This is a genomic window from Mycobacterium sp. PDNC021 (assembly GCF_048282635.1).
GTDB lineage: Bacteria > Actinomycetota > Actinomycetes > Mycobacteriales > Mycobacteriaceae > Mycobacterium > Mycobacterium llatzerense.
In genome coordinates this window covers 3,777,946-3,794,543 of the sequence record NZ_CP182502.1, presented here as the reverse complement: position 1 = coordinate 3,794,543, position 16,598 = coordinate 3,777,946, and the positions used below count along the sequence as shown (strand labels likewise).

Below are 16,598 nucleotides of genomic sequence, written 5' to 3'. Positions count from 1 at the left end.
GTTTCGAGGTTCGCGGTACTGGCAGACATCCCCGAACGCACCTACCGGCGGCGGTTGGCCCGATTGCGTCATGGCGCTGCGGATAGAGGTCCGTGGCCGGCGCCGGTGGTTGATCGCGTCGAAGGCCTGGCTGCCAAATACGCCGAAGCGTGGCCAGCCTGGGGCTACCGCAAGATCGCCGCCATGATGCGCGCCGACGGCCACGACGTCACCAATTCCTCAGTGCAACGAGCACTGAAACGACGAGGCTTGTTGCTGCCCCAGGGATTTCGCGCCGACCGCAAATCCTGGGCGATATTGCGCCGCAAAGTGTTCCGCGACCCACCCACCGAACGCAACCGGGTCTGGCAGACGGACTTCTCCGAATTCGAAACCACCAACGGCGGCATCTGGAGGATCAGTGCCGTCATCGACTACGCCACCAAATACTGCCTGGCGATCACCGTCACCCCCACCAGCCGCGGCATCGATGCCGTGCGCTGCATACAACTGGCCATCGACGAAGCCCAACGCGTCCTGGCTATCGACGACCTACGCGATGACCGCGCCCTGATGGACGTCCTCGACGCCCACGACAACATCATCGGCCAGACACCCGCACCGATCGCCATCGTCACCGACAACGGCCCCTGCTACCGCGGCAAGGACTTCGGGGCACTGTTCGCCGACCACACCGACCCACTGCTGCGGCACGTCCGAACCCGGATCAAATCCCCACAAACCAACGGCGTCATCGAACGGTTCTTCGGCACCCTTAAATACGAGCACCTATTTCGCGGATACATCGGCGACGGCGACGCCCTCGACATGGAAGCCCACCACTTCCGAACCATCTACAACACCATCAGACCCCACCAAGCCCTCGACGACCGCACCCCCAAACAGGCCTACCTAAACTCGACGAACCCACAAAACCTGCCAACTTCTTGACGCAAGACAGAACCATGAGTACCTCGACGGAACTCGACACCATCGTCGATGGTGTCTGCGCTTTGCGTATCCCTGACGATGTCACCGGCGACGACGCTCTCGGCGTGATGCGGGCGCTGGTGGTGCTGCGAAACGTGGTTGATCATCTGGCGGCGATGGTGGCCGGTGCGTTGGATCGGTGTGGTGTGGCGGCGGGTCAGGGGCGGACGGTGCGGGAGCTGCTGATCTCGTTGGGGTGCGCACCTGCGGTTGCCGAACGATTGGTCCGGGTCGGTGCCGCGTTGCCGTCGCTACCCACCTTGGTGGCGCATGCTGCTGATGGGGCGGTCTCGGGTGAGCATGTTGATGCGATTGTGAAGGGCATCAATCACATTCGGGCGCGGTCGCCAGGTCCTGTTGATGAGGCGGCCCGGTTCGAGCAGGTCACCGATTTGTTGGGGCAGTTCTTCTCGGGGGCTACTCCGGCCGCGATCGGTGACCGTGCCCGCCGGCTGGGGAATCGGGTGGCCGCCGCCGAGGGTGGGTTGCCGGCGGCGGAGGACCGGTCGATCAACACCGTGGACCATCGCGTGACCAGTGACGGCCGGTTGCAGGTGCGGGCGGATCTGGATGCTGAGGTCGGCGCCAAATACGTCGCCGCGATGGAGGAGTTGTCGGCGCCGCGGCCTGAACCGGACGGCAGTCCCGACATCCGCACCGCGGCACGGCGGCGTGCTGATGCGTGGGAGGCGGTGTTGGATATCGCCGCCCGCGGCGGGGACATCGCCAGCGCGCCGCGCACGCAATTGTTGGTGACGGTGCCTGCTGATACCCCGGATTTGGCCGCGTTGGAGTTCATGGGGCCGATCAGTGCCGGGACCCTGGAACGGATCGGCTGTGACGCCACGGTCACCACGGTGCTGGTGGACGGGGAGCAGGTGCCGCTGGACATGGGGCGCGAGAAACGCCTGTTCCCGGCGCATCTGCGCAAGGCGCTGTATCTGCGTGATCAGTGCTGCATCAAATGCGGCGCACCGCCCGGACGCACCCATGCTCACCACATCGTGCACTGGACCCACGACGGCGAAACCAGCCTGAGTAATGGGTGCCTGCTGTGCCCGGCCTGCCACGCGAATGTCCATCACGACGGCTGGGACGTCGTCATGGGCCTGGACAAACACCCGTGGCTCATCCCACCAGCCACCGTCGACCCGAACCGGCGAGCTATTCCCGCCTACAACCGCCGCACCATGCGACTGGATGCGGCCGCGTAAGACCGACTTGCAGTTTGACAACTGAATAGTGTTGCCGTGCGGGGGCCGCGGATTTCAGCGCGCCACCGGCCCGTGGCTTGCCGGGACCGTCACACGACCTAACCGAGATCCTGTGCGTTGTACGTGTCGCACTGCTTGGGGTCGCCGGTCTGGTAACCGGTGGTGAACCACTTCTGTCGTTCGGCAGACGATCCGTGCGTCCACGACTCCGGGTTGACGCGACCGGTGGCCTGCTTCTGGATGCGATCGTCACCGACCGACGAGGCGGCGGACAAGGCGTCAGCAATGTCCTTGTCGCTCAACGGCTGCAGAAACGGGACGCCCGTGCTCTTCTGTTTGACCGTCGAGGCGTAGTGCGCCCACACGCCGGCGTAGCAGTCGGCCTGCAGCTCAGTGCGGACGCTGTTGCCCTCAGCGCCCTTCGGCCCCCGCTGCGCTTTGCCGATGTCACCGAGCAGATTCTGAACGTGGTGGCCGAACTCGTGCGCCACGACGTACTCCTGCGCCAAAGGGCCGCCGCTGGAACCGAATTGGTCGACCAGGGTCTGGAAGAAGCTGGTATCGAAATACGCCGTCTTGTCGCCGGGGCAGTAGAACGGGCCCACCGAGGTGTCCGCCGGGCCGCACGCGGTACTGACCTGGCCACGGAACAGCCGAATCTTCGGCGGTGTGTAGCCCTTCAGCAGCTGCGACCACACGCCGTCCACCGAGTTGCCCGTGGCCACGATGCGGCACTCCAGGTACTTGTTGGCGTCCGCGCCGGTCTTGCACTTGCTCAGGTCGTAGGCGCTGGATCCCTGGCTGGACTGGGGCGCCTGGTTCTGCTGGCCGAGAATCGAACTTGGGTCCACCCCGAGGAACATGGCGACCACCACGATCACCAAGCCACCCATGCCGCCGCCGATCGCGATGCCACGGCCGCCGAAACCGCCACCCCCGCTGGTCGACGTATTGCTCGTGTCGATCTGCATACCTTCGTTGAAGGTCATCACCGCTCCGTCCGGGCCTCGAATACGACTGGATGCCAGCTTTCCACACTAGGATTTCCAGTGTGGCCGTCCAGCCCGAAACCATCGACCGTTCGACCATCGTTCACACCGTGGCGGGCGCCCTTCGTGGCACCACCGAAGGCAACGTGCACGTCTGGCGTGGCGTCGGCTATGCCGAGCAGCCTGTCGGGCCGTTGCGGTTCCGCGCTCCGCAACCGCTGATCCCGTGGTCCGGCATTCGTGACGCCATCGACCACGGACCCATCCCGCCGCAGGGCAAGTCGTTCGTCGGCGGCGGGCGCGACGACCCCAAGATGCGGGACGAAGCCTGCCTGACCGTGACCGTGTGGTCACCCGATGTGACGGGCTCACTGCCGGTGATGGTGTGGATTCCCGGCGGCGCCTTCGTGTTCGGGGCCGGTCAGTTGCAGCTGTACAACGGATCCCGGCTGGCGGCCAACGGCGACGTGGTGGTCGTCAACGTCACCTACCGGCTCGGCGTGTTCGGCGGTTTCGAACTCGGTGACCTCGGCCCGGGATTCGACGACAACCTGTGCCTGCGGGACCAGATCGCGGCACTGCAGTGGGTGCGCGACAACATCGCCGCGTTCGGCGGCGACCCCGACCAGGTCACCGTGTTCGGCGAATCGGCCGGTGCGACATCAGTGCTGGCGCTGCTGGCCAGTCCCGCGGCCGACGGACTGTTCGGCCGGGCCATCGCGCAGAGCCCGGCGCTGCCGCTGATCGCCGACCGCGAGACCCGGGCCCGCCAGGCCCATGAGTTCGTGCGCCGCCTGGACGTCCCCGTCGGCGAGATCGTCGCGCTGCCGCAGCGCCAACTGCGCCGCGCCGCCGGGCAGCTGCAGGGGGAGAGCGCGGCGAACAGTCCGAAGCTGGCCTACGGGCTGACCTACGGCGTCGACCTGCTACCTGCGCATCCGGTGTCGGCCGCGCAGGCCGGGGCCGTGGCGAAGGTGCCGCTGATCGTCGGTACCAACAGCCGCGAGGCGTCGATGTTCGCGTGGGGCAAGCCGCCGATGCTGCCCACCACCGTCCCGATGGTCGACGACTACTTCGCGCGCGTCGCACCGGACGCGAAAGATGCTGTGCTGCAGGCCTATCCGAGCTATCCGCGGCGCCGGGCACTGATCGGGATCGGCTCCGACGTCATGTTCGGCGCCCCGACGTGGGCCTTCTCGGATGCCTACAGTCAGCACGCGCCGACGCACGTCTACCGGTTCGACCACACCACGTGGACGCTGAAGGTGCTGGGTCTCGGCGCGACGCACGGCAGCGAGATCGTGCACATCCAGCACAGCTACGGCTCGTACATGGGCCGGATACTGCATCCGCTCGGGCGTCAGGTGCAGCCGTCGGTCGGCCGGCGCATGCAGCGGCTATGGCTGGACTTCGCGTCCCGTGAGCGGCTGGATTTCGCGACGAAGACCGGCGGCATGGCCGATTGGCCGGCCTACGACACCGACCGGCGGGCCACCAGGGTCATCGGCTCGATGCGCGACGAAACCATCGATGACCCGGACCAGGTCCGCCGGCAGGTCTGGGCAGGGCTCTACGCGCCGTAACGCTCGTCGGTGTAGCGGCGCAGGTTGTGCAGGAACCGCTGGAACAGCCACGCCATCATCGGGCGCCCGGCCCGCATGCCCAGCTCACCGGCGAGGCCGCTGGGCTTCATGGCCATCACCCACGTCAGGTGGCAACCGTCCGGGGTTTCCTCGACGGTGTAGCCCTCGGCGAAGGCCGAGAGCATGTTGGAGGTGCTGGTGTTGAAGCGGAAAGCCATGTAGGAGAACGGCTCCCAGCCGATGAACTCCTCATCGCCGACGATATGGCCGCGCATCGTCACCGTACGGGTGGTGCCCACGCCGTACGGTTTCGGGCTGGTCCACTCCACGTTGGTGATCAGCGTCGCCCAGCGCGGCCAGGACGTTTCATCGGAGAAGACCTCGAACAGCTGCTCCGGTTTGATCGCCAGCTCGACTTTGCTGACGAAGCGGAACGGTGCGCTGTCGATGAAGTCGACGCCGACGGGCTCGCACTGGTAGGTCTTCATGAGTAGACACCCTAGAGCAGAGTGTCTACTGATTCACGGCGTCCAGACCATCAGGTCTTCCATGCCGTTGTTCATCGTCACCGTCGTGGGCGCGGCGCCCGTGACGTCGAAGTGGATCTTTCCGGTCGACTGCCCGCCCTGCGGGATGGTTGCGCCGCTGATGTTGATCGGACTGGCGACCATCCACAGCACGCGGTAGCTGGCCAGGTTCGGCGCGACGGCGTTGAACTGCGAGACACCGGGGGTGACGGGACCGCTCAGCGCGCGGACAGTGGCCGTGGCCTCCCACAGCTTTCCGGCGACGGGATAGCCCGGCATGACATCGGAGCTCGGCTTGAGGTCAGAGACCTGCCAGCTCAGCTGGACCTGTCCGACGCTGTCGGTCATCTTCAAGGTGCTGCCGAGCTTGCCGACGAGCGGATAGCCGGCCGACGACGCGATCGGTGCACTGGCGATGCCGACCACCGAGAGAACCGCAACAGCTGTTCCGGTGAGCTTCACTTCTGCCTCCTCGACGCTATTTTCTTGGCTTGTGTCAATTACGGATTACCACGCAACGACGCTGATGGGAATAGGATCTGAGGCACGCGAAATCATCTAACGAGACGCGTCTTCCGCAACCGTGCAGAGGCAGGGCGCGTACTGGCCGGTCTGCTGACGGCGTACCGCGGCAGACGCGATGTCCTCGTGCTCGGTCTGGCCCGCGGCGGGGTGCCCGTCGCGTCGGAGATCGCTGCCGCGCTCGATGCGCCGCTGGACGCCTGCGTCGTCCGGAAACTGGGCGTGCCCGGTCACGAGGAGTACGCCATGGGCGCGCTGGGCGGTGGTGGGCACATCGTCGTGAATCAGGATGTGGTTGGGCCGCTACAGATTTCGCAGCAGACGCTGTCCGAGGTCGCCGAAGCCGAGGGCCGCGAGTTGGTGCGGCGCGAAACGGACTACCGCCAAGGCCGGCCACCGCCCAACGTCAAGGGGCGGACCGTGATCCTCGTCGATGACGGCATGGCCACCGGCGCCAGCATGCGCGTGGCCGCCGAGGTGGTGCGGGAGAGCGGACCGCGGACGTTGGTGGTGGCGGTCCCGGTCGGCACCGAGTCGGCATGCCGGCAGCTGACCGGGATCGTCGACGACGTGGTCTGCGCCGACCTGCCGACGCCGTTCGCCGCAGTGGGGGAGTCCTACCGCGATTTCGATCAGGTCAGCGACGACGAGGTGCGCCGGCTGTTGCGTTAACCCGGTCCGTCACTCGCCGCGGCCAACAGCGGCACCAGCACGTCGCTGATCGGGGTGGCGATGCCGTGCGCGGCGCCCTTGCGTTGGATGACGCCGTTTCGGATGTCCCATTCCAGCGGGCGGCCGGCTTCGCGGTCGATCAGCATGGACGTCGCCATATCGGTGGGCGCCTGCTTGAGCATGTCGGCGATCTCGTCGACCACGCTGTCGGGCAGCGTCGCGCCCTCGGCCCGCGCGACTGCCAGGCATTCGGCCAGATACCCGCGGGCCACTGCGGCGACGTCGTCGCGCCGGAACATCCCGGAGCGCCGGCCGGACAGCACCATGAAGCCCACCACGGCGTTGACCAACAGCTTGCGCCACGCAGCGCTGAGGAAGTCCGGATCCAGTTCGATGCCGATCCCACTGCCGTCCATGGCCGCCGACAGCCTCGTCGCGGCAGGGCCGTCGGGCAGTACCAGCCGCGGGGCCTGCAGCACCTTCACCCACCCGTCGGGTTGGGTCTCCGCTGCAATCCAGATCGCCGCAGGTACGACGGCAGATTCGGGGCAGTAGGGGCGCAGCCGGTCAGCTTGTTCGACGCCGTTCTGGAGAGCGCAGACGACAGTGTCCGGACCGCACAGGCGGGCCAGCCACGGAGCCGACGCGGCGTACTGGGTGTCCTTGACCGCAAGCAGCACCACGTCGACCGGTCCGGCGACGGTTTCGGGATCGGTGTGCACCGGGCCGGGCACCACGATCGGCGCGGTGCCGTCCACCCGAACCTCGATGGCGCCGCGGGGCGTCCGTCCACACAGCAGCACTTCGCGACCCGCCGCGTACAGCAGTGCGGCGATCGTTGATCCGATGGCACCCGGTCCTACGAGGGCAAAGCTCACTGTCGCCAAATTACCGGTCGAGGCGCCCCTCTAGACTTAGCGCTCGAATTCAGACTTTCTTGAGGAGATATTCGTGTTGCGCAGTCACGCCGCCGGTTCGTTGCGATCCACCGACGCCGGTCAGACGGTGACGCTGGCTGGATGGGTGGCGCGCCGGCGCGACCACGGCGGCGTCATCTTCATCGACCTGCGCGACGCGTCCGGGGTCTCCCAGGTGGTGTTCCGTGACGCCGCGGTGCTCGAGCAGGCGCACCGGCTGCGCGCCGAGTTCTGTGTGCTGGTCACCGGCATCGTCGAGGTGCGGCCGGACGGCAACGCCAACAAGGACATCGCGACGGGCGACATCGAGGTCAACGCCACGACGCTCGAGGTGCTGTCCGAAAGTGCCCCGTTGCCGTTCCAGCTCGACGAGACCCCAGGCGAGGAAGCCCGCCTGAAGTACCGCTACCTCGACCTGCGCCGAGAAGGCCCGGGCAACGCAATTCGGTTGCGCTCCAAGGTCAATGCCGCGGCCCGCGGCGTGCTGGACAAGCACGACTTCGTCGAGATCGAGACCCCGACGATGACCCGCTCGACCCCCGAAGGCGCCCGTGACTTCCTGGTGCCCGCCCGCCTGCAGCCCGGCTCGTTCTACGCGCTGCCGCAGAGCCCGCAGCTGTTCAAGCAGCTGCTCATGGTGGCCGGCATGGAGCGCTACTACCAGATCGCCCGCTGCTACCGCGACGAGGATTTCCGCGCCGACCGCCAGCCGGAGTTCACCCAGCTGGACCTCGAGATGAGCTTCGTCAACGCCGACGACGTGATGGGCGTGGCCGAAGGGGTGCTCGCGGCGCTGTGGCAGCTGATCGACGTCGACCTGCCGCTGCCGTTGCCGCGCATCAGCTACGAAGAGGCCATGCGCCGCTTCGGTTCGGACAAGCCGGACCTGCGCTTCGCCGTCGAACTCGTCGAGTGCACCGACTACTTCAAGGACACCCCGTTCCGGGTGTTCCAGGCGCCGTACGTGGGTGCGGTCGTCATGCCGGGCGGTGCGTCGCAGCCCCGCCGGACCCTGGACGGCTGGCAGGAGTTCGCCAAGCAGCGCGGTCACAAGGGCCTGGCCTACGTGCTCGTGGGCGAGGACGGCGAGCTGGGTGGACCGGTGGCCAAGAACCTCACCGACGCCGAGCGTGCCGGTCTGGCCGAGCAGGTCGGCGCGAAGGTGGGTGACTGCATCTTCTTCGCGGCCGGTCCGGCCAAGGGTGCCCGTGCCCTGCTGGGCGCGACGCGCATCGAGATCGCCAAGCGCCTCGACCTGATCGACCCCAACGCCTGGGCATTCACCTGGGTGGTCGACTGGCCGCTGTTCGAATCCGCCGACGCGGCCACCGCATCGGGTGACGTCGCCGTCGGCTCCGGCGCCTGGACCGCCGTGCACCATGCGTTCACCGCGCCGCAGCCCGACTCGATCGGCACCTTCGACACCGACCCGGGCGCGGCCATGGCCGACGCCTACGACATCGTCTGCAACGGCAACGAGATCGGCGGCGGCTCGATCCGTATCCATCGCCGCGATGTCCAGGAGCGGGTGTTCGCGATGATGGGCATCGACGAAGCCGAAGCGCAAGACAAGTTCGGATTCTTGTTGGACGCCTTCACCTTTGGCGCACCGCCGCACGGCGGCCTGGCCTTCGGCTGGGACCGCATCACCGCGCTGCTGGCCGGGGTGGACTCGATCCGCGACGTCATCGCCTTCCCGAAGTCCGGCGGCGGCGTCGACCCGCTGACCGATGCGCCGGCGCCGATCACCGCGCAGCAGCGCAAGGAGTCGGGCATCGACTTCAAGCCTGAGGCCAAGAAGGCCGAGGCTCAGAAGGTCGAGGCTAAGTAGTCAGGAACCCCCGCAACGCCGCGGCCATCTGGGCGCGGATGGGGGCGCCGGACACGACGAGGTCGACCATCGTCGTCGACAGGTGCGTGTGGCCGCGGGCCTGGACGTGCTCGGCGGGCACACCCGCCGCGGCCAGTGCGGCGGCGTACGCGTTGCCTTCGTCGCGTAGCGGATCGAATTCGCAGGTCACCACCATCGCCGGTGGCAGGCCGGTGAGGTCGCCGCGCAGCGGGGCCCGTCGCGGGTCGTCGACAGGGCCGTCGTACAGCGCGGTGAACCACTGCATGAGCGGTGTGGTGAGTCCGTAGCCGTCGGCGTTCTCGACATATGACGGGTAGGGCTGCGCGTCGGTCGCCGGGGTGAGCAGCAGCTGCCCGCAGATGCGCGGGCCGCCGTGGTCGCGGGCCCACTGGCACACGACCGCGGCGATGTTGCCGCCCGCGCTCCATCCGGCCACCGCCAACCGGTCGGGCAGGCCGCCGAGCGCGGCGGCCTGGTCGGCGACCCACCGCAGCGCGGCGATGCCGTCGTCGATGGCCGCGGGAAACGGATGTTCCGGCGCGTGCCGGTAATTCATCGAGATGACCAGTGCGTCGGTGCGTACGCACAGGTCGCGGCACAGCGGGTCGTCGGACGTGGCGTTGCCCAGCACCCAGCCGCCGCCATGGAAGTAGACGACCACCGGGTGCGGGCCGGGGCTCGCCGGCCGGTACAGCCGGTAGTCGAGTTCGCCTGCGGCCCCCGGAAATCCGCCGTCGAGGACCTCACCCACCTCCGGTCCCGGCGGCCGGGTGCTGTTCGCCTCGATCATCGCGGCCCGGGCCAGCTCGACCGGAAGTGATTCCAGCGGAGGCGGATTCATCGCCGCGACCATCTCCAGCACCAGCTGAACGTCGGGTTGCAGCCGCCTGACCACGCCGTCGTGGCATTGTGAGCCAGTCGGTCCGGTCAGGTGGAAGCCCAGGTAGTCCTGGCCGACGACGTCGGCGCAGGCGGCGGCGTAGAAGTCGACACCCGCCGCGTAGGGCATGAAGACCCGGGGCTTGCCCGGGATGTTCGCGCCGACGTACCACGAATTCGCTTGCGGGAACATGGTGATGGCGCCTGCATCGGCGACGTGCCGCATCCAGCCGGCCTCGGCGGTCGGGGTCGGTTCGATGGTGTCGAAGCCGTGCGCACGCAGGTACGCCAATGTGTCGGCGACGAGCTCGACGTGCTGCTCGATGGACACCGCCATGTTCGACAGCACCGACGGACTACCCGGTCCGGTGATCAGGAACAGGTTCGGGAATCCCGTCGTGGTCAGGCCGAGGTAGGTCGACGGCCCTTGTGCCCATTTGGTTTTCAGCGCGAGTGCGTCGCGGCCGACGATGTCGATGGCCGCCACCGCGCCGGTGATGGCGTCGAACCCGGTCGCGAGCACCAGCGCGTCTACGTCGAAGGATTCACCGACGGTCTCGACGCCGGTCTCGGTGACGCCGACAAGTGGCTGGGTCCGCAGGTCGACCAGGCGCACATGTGATTGGTTGAAGGTGGCGTAGTAGTCGGTGTCGAGGCAGAGGCGCTTTGCGCCGACTGGATAGTCGTTGGGACACAACAGTTCTGCGGTCTGTGGATCGCGCACCGCGGCGCGGATCTTGCCCCGGACGAAGTCGGCGAACGATTCGTTGGCGGCCGGGTTGCTCATCAGGTCCGAGAACATGTTGAGCGTTTCCAGCAGCTCACCGATCTGCCAGGCGCGTTCGTAGCGCTGCTCGCGGTAGGCCTCGGGCACCGCGAACGTCGGGATCAGTGTGCGTTCCTGCGGCACCCCGCCGAACGACGCGCGTGCCGCGGCGCGGTAGGCGGGTTCGTCGGCCAGCGCAGCTCGCTTCTCCTCGGACACCGGGCCGTTGTGCGCCGGGATGGAGAAACACGGCGTGCGCTGGAAGACCGTCAGCCGCGCGGCCTGCGCGGCGATCAGCGGAATCGACTGGATGCCCGACGATCCGGTGCCGATCACCCCGACCCGCTGCCCGGCGAAATGGACGGGTTCGTGGGGCCAGCGGTTGGTGTAATACGTTTCGCCCGTGAAGGTTTCGATGCCCGCGATGTCGGGTTCTTTGGGGATCGACAAGCATCCGGTGGCCATCACGAGGTGACGACAGGTGACGTCGTCGCCCTGATCGGTTCGCACCCGCCAGGTGCCGTCGTCCCAATGGGCGCTGGTGACCCGGGTGCCCAGTGTGATGTCGCGACGCAGGTCGAACTTGTCGGCGACGTGGTTCAGGTAGCGCAGGATTTCCGGCTGGGTCGCGTACTTCTCCGACCACCGCCAGTCCCGGTGCCAGTCCGGGTCGAAGCTGAACATGTAGTCGAGGCTGGGGATGTCGACCCGCGCGCCGGGGTACCGATTCCAGTACCAGGTGCCGCCGATGTCGTCGGCCGCCTCGAAGACGCGAACCGAGAAGCCGCGCTCGCGAAGCTTGCGGATCAGGTAGAGGCCGGCGAATCCGGCTCCGACCACGACGGCGTCGACTTCTGGCGTCATTGGCACCTCCGTCAAATATCAGACAAGTATCGCGGAGGAGCGGGAACATTTGGGTCAGTTCACGAGGTTGGGTCAGTCATGACCGAATTCACGGATGCTGAATCTTTCCACGCCTTCAATGCCGGCATCGTCGACGAGTTTCGCGCCAACGGCGGCAAGGTGGGTGGCCAGTTCGAAGGCGGCAACCTGCTGCTGTTGCACACCACCGGTGCCAAGTCGGGTCAGCCGCGGATGTCGCCGCTGGCGTATCTGCCGGTCGACGGCAAGATTCTCATCGTCGGCTCGAAGGCCGGCGCTCCGACGCACCCCGACTGGGTCCACAATTTGCGTGCCAACCCGGCCGCCCACATCGAGATCGGTACCGGCGGGGCGAGCGAAGCGACGGGGGAAATCGACGCCTACGACGTCGTGGCGCGCGAGCTGCCGGACGACGAGCGCGAGGCCACGTACCCGTTGATCACGGCCGTCGCCCCCGTCTTCGCCGACTACCAGGCGAAGACCTCGCGCGTCATCCCGCTGTTCGAGCTGGTTCGCGCCTGAGTGTGGCCGCAGCCCCGGCAGGACAGGGGGACGGACTGCCGGGGCTGCGTCATTCAGGAGGTCTTACAGCCGCTCGATGATGGTGGCGTTCGCCATGCCGCCGCCTTCACACATCACCTGCAGGCCGTAGCGTCCGCCGCGCTGGTCGAGGGCGTTGACCAGGGTGCTCATGATGCGGGCACCGCTGGCGCCGAGAGGGTGGCCGATGGCGATGGCGCCACCGTTGACGTTGGTGCGGGCCAGATCAGCGCCGGTATCGGCCGCCCAGGCCAGCACGACCGGGGCGAACGCTTCGTTCACCTCGAACAGGTCGATGTCGGACAGCGACAGCCCGGAGCGGGCCAGTACCTTCTCGGTCGCCGGGATGACGCCGGTGAGCATGTACAGCGGATCGGAGCCGACCGCGGTCATGGTGTGGATGCGGGCCAGCGGCTGTAGGCCGTGGTTGCGGGCGAAGGCGCCGCTGGTGATCATGACGGCGGCGCTGCCATCGGACAGCGGCGACGAGTTGCCCGGCGTGATCTCCCAACGGATTTGGGGGAAGCGCGCGGCGTAGGCGTCGCTGTAGAACGCCGGCTTCAGCCCGGACAGGGTTTCGACGGAGGTGCCCGGCCGGATGATCTCGTCGGCGGCCAGGCCAGCCACCGGCACCAGCTCGTTGTCGAACAATCCGTCCTTGGCGGCGCGCGCCGCCTTCTCGTGACTGGCGGCCGAGAACTCGTCCAACTGGGTGCGGGACAGATTCCAGCGAGCGGCGATCAGTTCGGCGCTGATGCCTTGGGGGACAAGGCCGTCGGGGTAGCGCTCGGCCAGTCCGACGCCGAACGGGTTGCTGCCCGGTAGGACGGCGGCGCCCATCGGGACGCGGGACATCGACTCGACGCCGGCGGCGATCACCGCGTCGTACGAGCCGGCCAGCACGCCCTGTGCGGCGAAGGAAATGGCCTGCTGCGAACTGCCGCACTGCCGGTCGACGGTGGTGCCGGGGACGCTCTCGGGGAAGCCGGCTCCCAGCAAGGCATTTCGGGCGATGTTGGCGGCCTGGTCGCCGGCCTGCGTGACGGCACCCGCGATGACGTCGTCCACCAGGACCGGGTCGATGCCAGTACGTGCCACCACGGACCGCAGGCTGTGGGCCAGCAGGTCGGCGGGCAGGACGTCGTGCAGCGCGCCATTGGCCTTGCCCTTGCCGACCGGCGTGCGTACCGCGGCCACGATCACGGCGTCGCGGTCTGTGTAACCCGACATGAGAATCCTCCTGCAACTCCACGCTGAGTACTGCTTCCTATACTCAGATCTAACACCTGAGTATGGCAAGAGCAACCCAGCGGTAGAGTGATTCGCATGACAGCGCTCCAGGGTGTCCTCGCCGAACGTGACACGTGGTCGGCCGTCGGCCAGTGCGCCATCGAGAAGACGATGTCGTTGGTCGGCACCAAGTCCGCCATGCTGCTCATGCGCGAGGCCTATTACGGCACAACGCGTTTCGATGACTTCTCCCGGCGCGTCGGCATCACGAAAGCGGCCACGTCGGCCCGGCTGGCCGAACTCGTCGAGGCCGGCCTGCTGACCAAACGGCCGTACCAGGAGCCCGGCCAGCGCAGCCGCGACGAATACGTGCTGACCCCGGCGGGCACCGACTTCATGCCGGTGGTGTGGGCGATGTTCGAATGGGGCCGGCGCCACCTGGGGGACACCGGCCTGCGGCTCACCCACCTCGGGTGCGGCGCCGACGCCACCGTGGAGATTCGGTGCGCAGCGGGACACGAGATCCCGCCGGACGAACTCGGAATGAAGCTGGCACGTCGCCGCGGTCGGTAATCTTCGGCAGTGCTGCATCTACGTGTGATCACCCCGCCGGAGCTCGCCGAATCGGTGCTCGACCTTTATCGGCACCATGGCGGCATCGCCAACGTGGTGGCTCACCCCGGAGCGGCGATCGATCCGCGAGGTGACGTCATCACCGCCGACATCGCCCGCGACGCCGCCGACGGACTGATCGGCGGGCTGCGGGCGCTCGGCATCGACCAGGACGGCGCCATCACGATGGAGGTGCTCGACACCGTGCTGTCGACGGCCGCCTACCGCGCCGAGGACGAGATCGACGGCGACGGCGAAGACGCTGTCGTCTGGGACGAACTGGTGTTGCGCACCCGCGAGCAGAGCAGCCTCGGCATCTCTTACATGGCGTTCCTCTGTATCGCCTGCCTGCTGGCCGCCGTCGGCGTGCTCACCGACTCGGCCATCACCGTGGTCGGTGCCATGGTCGTCGGCCCAGAATTCGGGCCGCTGGCCGCGCTGGCGGTCGCGGTCGTGCGGCGCAAGGGCTATCTGGCGAAGCGCGCGGCGCTGGCCTTGCTCATCGGATTCCCGGCGGCGATGCTCGTCACAGCACTGGCCACGCTCGGATTCGAAGCACTGGGCTGGGTGGCGGTGCGCAGCATCCATGAACTGCAGAATGTCGACTTCATCTTCCAGGTCGGGCCGTTCTCGTTCGTCGTGGCGCTGTTGGCCGGAGCCGCCGGGATGCTGTCCCTGGTGACGTCGAAATCGGCTGCGCTGGTTGGGGTTTTCATCTCGGTGACGACAGTTCCGGCGGCCGGCATGTCAGTGGTCGCGGCCACCACCGGCGACTGGGATGTGGCACTGGCGTCGGCCGGGCAGCTGGCGGTCAACATGATCGGCATCGTGGCGGCGGGGGTACTGGTCCTGGCGGGATACAACCGGGCCCGCCGCGGCTAGCTTTCTCCGGCCTGCGACCGGCCGGTTCCGGTGCGCGGCGGGGTACCGATTCCACCGCATGAACTCGGAATCAAGCCGGTCCGTCCGGCTCGGTAGATTTCGGCCTGAGAATTTGCCAGAGGCGCTACAGTACCGGCGGCTGCCACACTAAGTGCCGCAGCGGCACCTTCGCCAGAAAGGCCTCCGCGCGCTATGAAAGATCCGGCTGACAGCACGCTGGCCTACATGGACCAGGCGTCCTACCTCGCGCGGCGGGCGCTCGGCCGTGGTCCCGTGATCCAGTACGTCTGGATCTACGAGCGGGGCGTGGACCTGGACGGACTGCGGCGCTTCCAGCGCAACTTGGCGGACGGGCTGCTGGGCAGACGCGTCGAACGATCATCGGTACCACTGGGCCGTCACCACTGGGTGTCCAGCCCGCCGACCGGCATCGACATCGCCACCACGGAACGCGCCCGCGACGCGATGTGGGAGTTCGCCGACGAGCGTGCCGACATCGAGGTGGACCCGGAGCACGGACCGCCGTGGCATCTCGGAGTCCAGCCGTTGGTTGGCGGCGGTTCCATCGTCTCGCTCGTGGTGTCGCACACCGTGGCCGACGCCGGCGCGCTGATCGAGTCGATCACCCACGCCGTCGCAGGCACCGGCCGCGACCTGCGCTATCCCGCGGCACGGTCCCGCACTCGCAAGCAGGCGCTGAGGCAGGACCTGCGCATCTTGGCGCGCGCCATCGCGGAGATACCGGCTGCCGTCGTCGGCGCGGCCCAGCTCGCGCGTGCAGAGTCGGCCGATCTTGCCGCATCGGCCAAGGCAGCGCCGGTGTCGCTCGGTGTTCGGTCCGAGCGGCCGGTGCATCTGCCGACGGTCGCGGCGCGCGTCGACCAGGGGGAATGGGACGACCGGGCCCGCGCACTTGGTGGGAGCAGCAACGTCTTGCTTGCCGGGATCGCGAGCCGCATCGGCGCCCACATCGGCCGTGTCGACGCCGACGGCAAGGTGCTGTTGTCGATCCCGGTCAGTGAGCGGGTGCAAGGTGACACCCGCGGCAACGCGCTGAATGCCATCACGGTGACCGTCGATCCGGAGCACGTGGCGGCCGACCTCGGTGGACTCCGGGGTGACGTGAAGGTCGCGTTCGCCGAGATGACCGCGAAGCGGGACCTGCTGATGGCGCCGCTGCCGCTGACGCCGTACACCCCAAAATTCCTGGTTCGCCGCCTGGAAAAGATGGTCATGCGGATCGGCAAACCGATCGGCTCGTCCAATGTCGGTGTGCTCCCTGAAGCGGTCAACTGCCCGGACGGCACGCCCGCGGACTACTTCATGTCGCGCTCGCCCGAGCCCGGGGTCACCGGCTCCGACTTGGACCGCATGGACGGGCGTCTGATGCTGGCCGCCGGCACGATGGCAGGCGCGGTGTGGATATCGGTGGCGTCCTGGGAGGTCGGCTCGGAGAACACCCGCGACCAACTCATGCAAGCGGTCAAGGAAGCGTTCTGTGACTTCGACCTCGCGGTGGAGCTCACGTAGCTTCTCCATCCTGCGACCCGCCAGTTGTTGTG

The 16,598-nt window shown here is 67.6% G+C and carries 14 protein-coding genes and 1 pseudogene; 9 read left to right on the top strand and 6 right to left on the bottom strand.

Features of this window, described 5'->3' with window-relative positions:
* Positions 1-105: 105 nt before the first annotated feature.
* Both ACNO8X_RS17950 and ACNO8X_RS17945 read left to right on the top strand, forming a co-directional pair.
* Entirely contained in the window at positions 106-930 is an 825-nt protein-coding gene (locus ACNO8X_RS17950; RefSeq protein WP_418001500.1) for a transposase, read from the top strand.
* A 14-nt stretch (positions 931-944) separates the two neighbouring features.
* Positions 945-2,183: a DUF222 domain-containing protein gene (locus ACNO8X_RS17945; RefSeq protein WP_418002102.1), complete on the top strand. Its 1,239-nt coding sequence runs from the start codon at positions 945-947 to the stop codon at positions 2,181-2,183.
* 98 nt (positions 2,184-2,281) lie between these two features.
* On the opposite strand, the gene ACNO8X_RS17940 is transcribed toward ACNO8X_RS17945, so the two are convergent.
* On the bottom strand, positions 2,282-3,172 hold the full coding sequence (locus ACNO8X_RS17940; RefSeq protein WP_260939189.1) for a neutral zinc metallopeptidase: 891 nt from the start codon (positions 3,170-3,172) through the stop codon (positions 2,282-2,284).
* A 62-nt stretch (positions 3,173-3,234) separates the two neighbouring features.
* Here ACNO8X_RS17940 and ACNO8X_RS17935 point away from each other — a divergent pair, with 62 nt between their 5' ends.
* A complete protein-coding gene (locus ACNO8X_RS17935; RefSeq protein WP_418002101.1) occupies positions 3,235-4,755 on the top strand; it encodes a carboxylesterase/lipase family protein in 1,521 nt (506 codons plus the stop codon).
* Here the strand turns inward: ACNO8X_RS17935 and ACNO8X_RS17930 are convergent.
* Positions 4,743-5,243 (bottom strand): SRPBCC family protein, encoded by a 501-nt coding sequence (locus tag ACNO8X_RS17930; RefSeq protein WP_418002100.1) that lies wholly within the window; start codon positions 5,241-5,243, stop codon positions 4,743-4,745. The genes ACNO8X_RS17935 and ACNO8X_RS17930 overlap by 13 nt on opposite strands.
* Before the next feature lie 33 nt (positions 5,244-5,276).
* Positions 5,277-5,744 carry an MPT63 family protein gene (locus ACNO8X_RS17925; RefSeq protein ID WP_418002099.1) on the bottom strand — a complete coding sequence of 156 codons (468 nt, stop codon included), beginning with the start codon at positions 5,742-5,744 and terminating at the stop codon, positions 5,277-5,279.
* A 102-nt stretch (positions 5,745-5,846) separates the two neighbouring features.
* Between ACNO8X_RS17925 and ACNO8X_RS17920 the strand changes: the two are divergent.
* A pseudogene (locus tag ACNO8X_RS17920) lies at positions 5,847-6,470 on the top strand (phosphoribosyltransferase); the annotation flags it as partial.
* Between the two features lie 2 nt (positions 6,471-6,472).
* Here the strand turns inward: ACNO8X_RS17920 and ACNO8X_RS17915 are convergent.
* Positions 6,473-7,354, bottom strand: a complete 882-nt coding sequence (locus ACNO8X_RS17915) for an oxidoreductase (RefSeq protein WP_418002098.1) — start codon at positions 7,352-7,354, stop codon at positions 6,473-6,475.
* Between the two features lie 67 nt (positions 7,355-7,421).
* Between ACNO8X_RS17915 and aspS the strand changes: the two genes are divergently transcribed.
* Positions 7,422-9,224, top strand: coding sequence for an aspartate--tRNA ligase (gene aspS / locus ACNO8X_RS17910; RefSeq protein ID WP_418005947.1), 1,803 nt, complete (start codon positions 7,422-7,424; stop codon positions 9,222-9,224).
* Here the strand turns inward: aspS and ACNO8X_RS17905 are convergent.
* Complete coding sequence (locus tag ACNO8X_RS17905; protein ID WP_418002097.1) at positions 9,217-11,754, bottom strand: alpha/beta hydrolase fold domain-containing protein; 2,538 nt, start codon at positions 11,752-11,754, stop codon at positions 9,217-9,219. The genes aspS and ACNO8X_RS17905 overlap by 8 nt on opposite strands.
* A gap of 78 nt (positions 11,755-11,832) precedes the next feature.
* Between ACNO8X_RS17905 and ACNO8X_RS17900 the strand changes: the two genes are divergently transcribed.
* Positions 11,833-12,294, top strand: coding sequence for a nitroreductase family deazaflavin-dependent oxidoreductase (locus tag ACNO8X_RS17900; protein ID WP_418002096.1), 462 nt, complete (start codon positions 11,833-11,835; stop codon positions 12,292-12,294).
* A gap of 63 nt (positions 12,295-12,357) precedes the next feature.
* Here ACNO8X_RS17900 and ACNO8X_RS17895 read toward each other — a convergent pair whose 3' ends face one another.
* Positions 12,358-13,542 (bottom strand): thiolase family protein, encoded by a 1,185-nt coding sequence (locus ACNO8X_RS17895; protein ID WP_418002095.1) that lies wholly within the window; start codon positions 13,540-13,542, stop codon positions 12,358-12,360.
* 96 nt (positions 13,543-13,638) lie between these two features.
* On the opposite strand from ACNO8X_RS17895, the gene ACNO8X_RS17890 reads away from it, so the two are divergent.
* The 3 genes from ACNO8X_RS17890 (at position 13,639) to ACNO8X_RS17880 (ending at position 16,566) form a co-directional block, all read left to right on the top strand.
* Positions 13,639-14,115 (top strand): winged helix-turn-helix transcriptional regulator, encoded by a 477-nt coding sequence (locus ACNO8X_RS17890; RefSeq protein ID WP_418002094.1) that lies wholly within the window; start codon positions 13,639-13,641, stop codon positions 14,113-14,115.
* Positions 14,116-14,124: 9 nt separating this feature from the next.
* Entirely contained in the window at positions 14,125-15,036 is a 912-nt protein-coding gene (locus ACNO8X_RS17885) for a DUF389 domain-containing protein (RefSeq protein ID WP_418002093.1), read from the top strand.
* Between the two features lie 192 nt (positions 15,037-15,228).
* Positions 15,229-16,566, top strand: coding sequence for a hypothetical protein (locus ACNO8X_RS17880; protein ID WP_418002092.1), 1,338 nt, complete (start codon positions 15,229-15,231; stop codon positions 16,564-16,566).
* The last annotated feature ends 32 nt before the right edge of the window (positions 16,567-16,598 follow it).

Excerpts from the sequence above, each read along its gene's own strand:
- ACNO8X_RS17930 (WP_418002100.1), bottom strand. The coding sequence starts at position 5,243 with ATGAAGACCTACCAGTGCGAGCCCGTCGGCGTCGACTTCATCGACAGC.
- ACNO8X_RS17890 (WP_418002094.1), top strand. The coding sequence starts at position 13,639 with ATGACAGCGCTCCAGGGTGTCCTCGCCGAACGTGACACGTGGTCGGCC.
- ACNO8X_RS17895 (WP_418002095.1), bottom strand. The coding sequence starts at position 13,542 with ATGTCGGGTTACACAGACCGCGACGCCGTGATCGTGGCCGCGGTACGC.
- ACNO8X_RS17945 (WP_418002102.1), top strand. The coding sequence starts at position 945 with ATGAGTACCTCGACGGAACTCGACACCATCGTCGATGGTGTCTGCGCT.
- ACNO8X_RS17905 (WP_418002097.1), bottom strand. The coding sequence starts at position 11,754 with ATGACGCCAGAAGTCGACGCCGTCGTGGTCGGAGCCGGATTCGCCGGC.
- ACNO8X_RS17880 (WP_418002092.1), top strand. The coding sequence starts at position 15,229 with ATGAAAGATCCGGCTGACAGCACGCTGGCCTACATGGACCAGGCGTCC.
- ACNO8X_RS17900 (WP_418002096.1), top strand. The coding sequence starts at position 11,833 with ATGACCGAATTCACGGATGCTGAATCTTTCCACGCCTTCAATGCCGGC.
- ACNO8X_RS17940 (WP_260939189.1), bottom strand. The coding sequence starts at position 3,172 with ATGACCTTCAACGAAGGTATGCAGATCGACACGAGCAATACGTCGACC.